General features: G+C 66.1%; 5 protein-coding genes and 1 pseudogene. All 6 read right to left on the bottom strand.

Annotated elements, in window-relative coordinates; genetic code table 11:
* Positions 1–89 precede the first annotated feature (89 nt).
* Positions 90–1154 (bottom strand): TniQ family protein, encoded by a 1065-nt coding sequence (locus tag AB0M97_RS30520; protein ID WP_365964220.1) that lies wholly within the window; start codon positions 1152–1154, stop codon positions 90–92.
* Between the two features lie 20 nt (positions 1155–1174).
* Positions 1175–1942: an ATP-binding protein gene (locus AB0M97_RS30525; protein ID WP_365964221.1), complete on the bottom strand. Its 768-nt coding sequence runs from the start codon at positions 1940–1942 to the stop codon at positions 1175–1177.
* Positions 1935–2756 carry a Mu transposase C-terminal domain-containing protein gene (locus AB0M97_RS30530; protein WP_365964222.1) on the bottom strand — a complete coding sequence of 274 codons (822 nt, stop codon included), beginning with the start codon at positions 2754–2756 and terminating at the stop codon, positions 1935–1937. The genes AB0M97_RS30525 and AB0M97_RS30530 overlap by 8 nt, the downstream gene beginning before the upstream one ends.
* Positions 2753–3028 (bottom strand): hypothetical protein, encoded by a 276-nt coding sequence (locus AB0M97_RS30535; RefSeq protein ID WP_365964223.1) that lies wholly within the window; start codon positions 3026–3028, stop codon positions 2753–2755. The genes AB0M97_RS30530 and AB0M97_RS30535 overlap by 4 nt, the downstream gene beginning before the upstream one ends.
* Positions 3025–3696 (bottom strand): TnsA-like heteromeric transposase endonuclease subunit, encoded by a 672-nt coding sequence (locus AB0M97_RS30540; protein ID WP_365964224.1) that lies wholly within the window; start codon positions 3694–3696, stop codon positions 3025–3027. The genes AB0M97_RS30535 and AB0M97_RS30540 overlap by 4 nt, the downstream gene beginning before the upstream one ends.
* 279 nt (positions 3697–3975) lie before the next feature.
* Positions 3976–4969: pseudogene (locus AB0M97_RS30545) on the bottom strand (replicative DNA helicase); the annotation flags it as partial.
* Positions 4970–5095 lie beyond the last annotated feature (126 nt).

Below are 5095 nucleotides of genomic sequence, written 5' to 3' on the forward strand. Positions count from 1 at the left end.
CCTGCGAGGCCCTGAACAGGGGAAACGGATCGCTTCTTCAGCATGTCGATCACGCCGGACGACCCCGATTTTCAAGATCCCCGACAGCGTCAGGCTCTGAGGTCGTCCTGTGTGCCCACCAAAGCCAGGGAAGCGGACAGGCAAGGACGGAACGTCCGGGTGTATGCGCCTTGCGGCGGCGACAACAGGACGGACCAACCAGGCCAGAAGCACGAGGGAATCTTGTGAACGCGCTGGTCCGCCAGACCTCCGCGAGGGGACGGCCTGGAGGGGAGGAAAGCCGGAAGCCGGTAGCGAAGCTGATCACTCGGTCGCAGCATCGGTTCCTGAGCTGTCAGCTGGACGGCGCTCAGCAGCGGGGTGATGCCGTGCATCCTGTGGAAGCCCGTCAGACGCTTGAGCGTCTCTGAGGGGTCTGCGGCGGCGACGAGGTTCCGAAGCTCGCGGCCGGCTGCATGGAAATCGGCCTGCCCGAGGACCTGGAGGGCGGCGGCAATCCCGATGGCCTGGACGGGTGCGGTCAGACTGCGCCTGGCAGGAACAGCGCCCACGGCCTCGGGAAGGGACCCCTTCACTCCTTCATAGATCTCGCGCGTGTCGTGCGGCAGGACTATGGCCAGACCGCTGTCCGCGGCGTCGGCCAGGAGCCGGGAGGAAAGGGCACGAAGATCAGCCAGAGCTTCCAATGCGGAGATTCTCTGTGGAGTGCTCGCGTAGATGCCGAACTCTGCGGAATCGTTCTCCGCGATCTCCGTCAGCAGCTTCTGTGCCGTCAGCAGCGTGTGCCCGCACCCAAGCTCGATGCTTGCGACCTCGGACAGCCGGTAGCCGCAGCGTTGGTGCCTTCTGTCGGCTTCGTCGCGTTGGCCCGGGAAGGCGCACACTCCCGGCTCCGGGACATAGCGCTGCTGATGCAGCCGTTTCCAAGGCATTTGACCGCACTGGGAGCACGCCTCGGCGAGCAAGCGGTTGTGATCGAGGCAGGCGAACATCCAGCCCAGCCGCCAGCTCAGCTTCCACCGGCCCTTCGTCTCGGCCAGGCAGTCAGGGCAGAAGCGTGATCCGGCCTGGCGTCCCCAGTGGTGCCATCGGCTGACCTGTCTCGTTTCCCGTTTGATCTTGAGTGCTCGGCCGTCGAAGTGCGCGAGCGTCATCGCGTGCAGAACCTGGGAGTTCATCCTGTCTGGGCGAGTACGGCGTCTTCGTAGCTGTCGCCCTCGTCGAACAGGCCTCGCGCCTGCAGGCCGACGCCGATCATGAGCAGGGTGACGGGGAACTCGTTGGCAATGTACTTGAAGTGGTTGCTCACCTCGATCCCGGTCCGGTTTCTCCAGCGCAGGAAGTGCAGGTCATCGACGATCAAGAGCGTTGTTTCGCAGGAGAGGACGCAGTCGAGTGCGCGGAAGCCGAAGTCGGTGGCGGTGCCGCGGAAGCGTCCGGGGTGAGCGAAGAACTCCAGGATCGCCCGGTTGAAGTCGCGCATGCTGGTGTTGCTGGTCAGGCCCACTCGACAGACCGGCCACCGCTCATGCCCCTGATCGGTGTACTCGCCCTCCTCCTCGATCACACGCCGGTGGAGCAGTTTGGCGAAGGCGAGGGCGGCCGTGGTCTTGCCCAGGCCGGGGAAGGCGTCAATGGCGACGCTGCCTTTGACCTTGTCACCGTCCTGCTCGTTGCTGTCGATGATGTCCCACAGGTCCTCGTGCAGGGCTTCCATCTGCGGGGTGCGCAGGGGCCCGAGGCTCGCGTGCCATTTGCGGCGGCGCCGGTCGTAGTCAGCACGGGCCTTCTCCCCCAGAAGAGACAACTGACGGCGTGTGAGGTGCTCGGGGCAGGGCCGCGACGGAGCATCCGCCAGGCGCCGGAAGCCTTCTTTGCGGGACAGCGTGAGGTGATCGAGTTTGGCGTGGAGATCATCCTCGGAACGCTTCCGGTCAGTCATCGATGTCCTTCAAGGCAGTTGCGTAGAAGTCGATTTCCTCGTCCAGCTCTTCGAGGCTGTCCCCGTCGTCATCGCCCTCTTCCACCACTGGGGCGGATCCGGCTGCCGGCGGCTCGGCCTGTGCGGGCAGAGACAGCACGCGGGCGACCGACGGCAGTGAACTGACGGCGTCGGCGTGCGCCTCGGGGAGGTCCAGAGCGGCCTGTTCGCGGGAGAGCCGCAAGGCCATCCGCCGTTCGACCAGGGAAGTGCCCAGGCCGAGGTTCCACCGTTTCAGCAGCAGGGCGATGGCGAGCCGGTCGTCGGGGTAGGCGTACTCCTTCGCCGCCAGACGCCGGGCGAACTGGAGCGCTTCCTCGCTCAGCGGCATGTCCAGGCTGGGCGCATGCTCCCACTCAAGGGTGTGCCAGACGCGTTCGTGGTCCCGGAAGTGGATCCGGGTGGCATCGTCGGGATCAGCGAAGAACTCCAGCCGCCGCTTGTCCAGGTCAATGTCGGAGCCGGCCAAGTCGCGCAGCCCATCGAGACAGGGACCGTTGTAGCGACGGCTGTTGATCTCGATGCCGTAGTGCTGGACGGTGCGCATCGTGGCATCGAGGAACTCGAAGGCCAGGTGCGGGTCCCGGGGCACCTCGATGTAGCCCGCCCGCGCGAGACCGTGCTCGAACATCCTCGCCGGAGACAGTTCCACCTTCGGCAGGTGTGGGTCGAGCAGTCCCTCATGTGGCGTGCGGTGATAGTCCACCGCTACCCACTCCCGGATGATCGCCTCAAGTTCGTGGTGGAAGAAGAAGGCGTCCTTCTCCGGATTCAAGCCACCTTCTTCTCCTCCTTGGTCAGCCGGTTCAACACCACGGCCGCGACGTCCTCGTCATCGGCGGAAGACGGCCCCGATTTGTCGTGGATCAACTCGGCGCGATCCGAAGTCAGCAACTCACGCAGCGACATTCGGGCCAGCCGGTCGCGTCCGTCCTTGAGGATGACCTCCATGCCCGTGGCCATGCTGGCGAACTCCACGACTTCGACCGTCTCGCCGTCCAGCCGGAAGTGCGTCCCGACGCCCAGTTTCGCCCCCGCCCCACTCATGCGGCCCTCCGCAGCACGTGCCCCGCGCTCAGCGGCTGGTCCAGCGCGGTCATCACATGCCCGGACCACAGCAGGTGCAGTACCGCCGACTTCACCAGCAGCCGGGGACGCTCGGGCAGCAGCCGGAAGGCATCGCCCAGCAACATCCCGTCCAGATCCACGGCCTGCAAGGCCGCCACCAGGTCAGGGTCGAATAGCCAGGCGCGGCGGTAGCCGGCCAGGAACCGGACGTTTTCCAACACGTGCGGATCCGGCTCACTCCACACCTCATACCGCCACCCGCGCGACATAACCGCCTCCCGCGTCCAGGTGAACGTGAAGGCGACCTCCGGCTTCTGAAGCCGGTGGCGCGGCTTGACGTCCACGACCAGCGGGCCGTCGTCCGTCAGCAGCAGATAGTCCGGGATGTGCTTGCGGACCTTGCCGTCCAGGTCGGCCTTGAGCAGGAAGGGCTGGGCGACGATGTGCCGCACCTCCTGAGCGAAGTCGGCGAACAGCAGCCTCCCCAGCTCCAGCCTCGACTCGTAGATCACGTGATCGCCCACGGTGGCCGACCAATACGTGCCGGAATAGTGCTGCTGCCCCTTGTACCAGCGGAAGGTCCGCCACGGCCGGGCCTCTCGAAGCAGCCCGAGCGGCACCGACGGCCAGTGCAGGTCCTCCACCACAGCCTCGTCACCGCGCCGGACACTCAGTCGTACCGGCGCGGCCACCGCTGTACCCATCGGACCACCTACCCCGCGTTTCCCGAGGCGGCCCGTCAGCCGCCAAACGCTGGGGTCCTGCCCCGGCAAGGCGTGATGACGACTACTGGGGAGGTCCTGTACACGAAGAGGGGAACTACTCGTTCACGGAGCATGATTTCCATCCCCGTGTCCCATTGGCCACGCAGTGGCCATCGCTGATGGAAAGTGGCCACGGAATCTGGAAACCTACATGCTGTCCGGTCAGGTCTGCGCCATGTCCACAAACCGCGAGTAGTGCCCCTGGAAGGCGACCGTGATCGTCGCCGTGGGGCCGTTTCGGTGCTTGGCCACGATCAGGTCGGCCTCGCCTGAACGCGGCGACTCCTTCTCGTAGGCGTCCTCACGGTGCAGCAGGATCACCACGTCGGCGTCCTGCTCGATGGAGCCCGACTCACGCAGGTCGGAGACCACGGGCTTCTTCTCGGTGCGCTGCTCGGGGCCACGGTTCAGCTGCGAGAGCGCGATGACCGGGATTTCCAGTTCCTTGGCCAGCAGCTTGAAACTGCGGGAGAGATCGGACACTTCCTGCTGACGGCTCTCGGGCCGGCGGGAGGCGCCGGACTGCAGAAGCTGGAGGTAGTCCACGATGAGCAGGTCCAGGCCCCGGGCCTGCTTGATGCGCCGGGCCCGGGGCCGGATCTCCGTCATGGTCAGCTCGGGGGAATCGTCCACTAGCAGCGGGGCCTGCTTGATGGCGGGCGTGCGCTTGGCCATCCGCTCCAGGTCCTCCTCGGTGACCGTTCCGGCGCGGATGTGGTACAGGGCCACCCGCGACTCGGCGCTGTAGAGCCGCTGGAGGATCTTCCCGCGGCTCATCTCCAGCGAGAAGAACACTGCGGTCTTGCCGTCGCGGACCGCGGCTGTGCGGGCGAAGTCCAGGGCGAGGGTGGACTTGCCCATGGCCGGGCGGGCCCCGATGACGATGAACTGGCCGGGCTGTAAGCCGCTGGTCAGCCCGTCCAGGTCGATGAGGCCGGTGGACAGGCCGGTCATCGTGCCAGTGCCCTTCATCCGGGCATCGAGGTCGTCCCAGAAGCTGGGCACATCCTCGCGGATGTAGGCGTACCCGGCGGTCTGTTCGCGGGTCGCCAGTGCGTCCAGCACCTCGGCCTCTACCGCGCTGCGCACGTCGTCCAGCTCGCGCCCTGCCGGAGTAGCCGAGCTGCGTGATTCGGGTGCCGGCCTGGACCAGGCGCGAGTTACGCGGCCAGGGCGGGCCCAACTTGCTGATCATTTCAGAATGAGTTCGGCTCAGGGACTTGGCAGTTGGGCTGGTGGGCGGCAGGGTTCTGTGAGTGTCGGATGATCTTGTGCCTGATGA

This window comes from Streptomyces sp. NPDC051207 (genome assembly GCF_040682395.1).
GTDB lineage: Bacteria > Actinomycetota > Actinomycetes > Streptomycetales > Streptomycetaceae > Streptomyces.

Coding starts and splice junctions, on each gene's coding strand:
- AB0M97_RS30520 (WP_365964220.1), bottom strand. CDS start 1,154: ATGACGCTCGCGCACTTCGACGGCCGAGCACTCAAGATCAAACGGGAA.
- AB0M97_RS30525 (WP_365964221.1), bottom strand. CDS start 1,942: ATGACTGACCGGAAGCGTTCCGAGGATGATCTCCACGCCAAACTCGAT.
- AB0M97_RS30535 (WP_365964223.1), bottom strand. CDS start 3,028: ATGAGTGGGGCGGGGGCGAAACTGGGCGTCGGGACGCACTTCCGGCTG.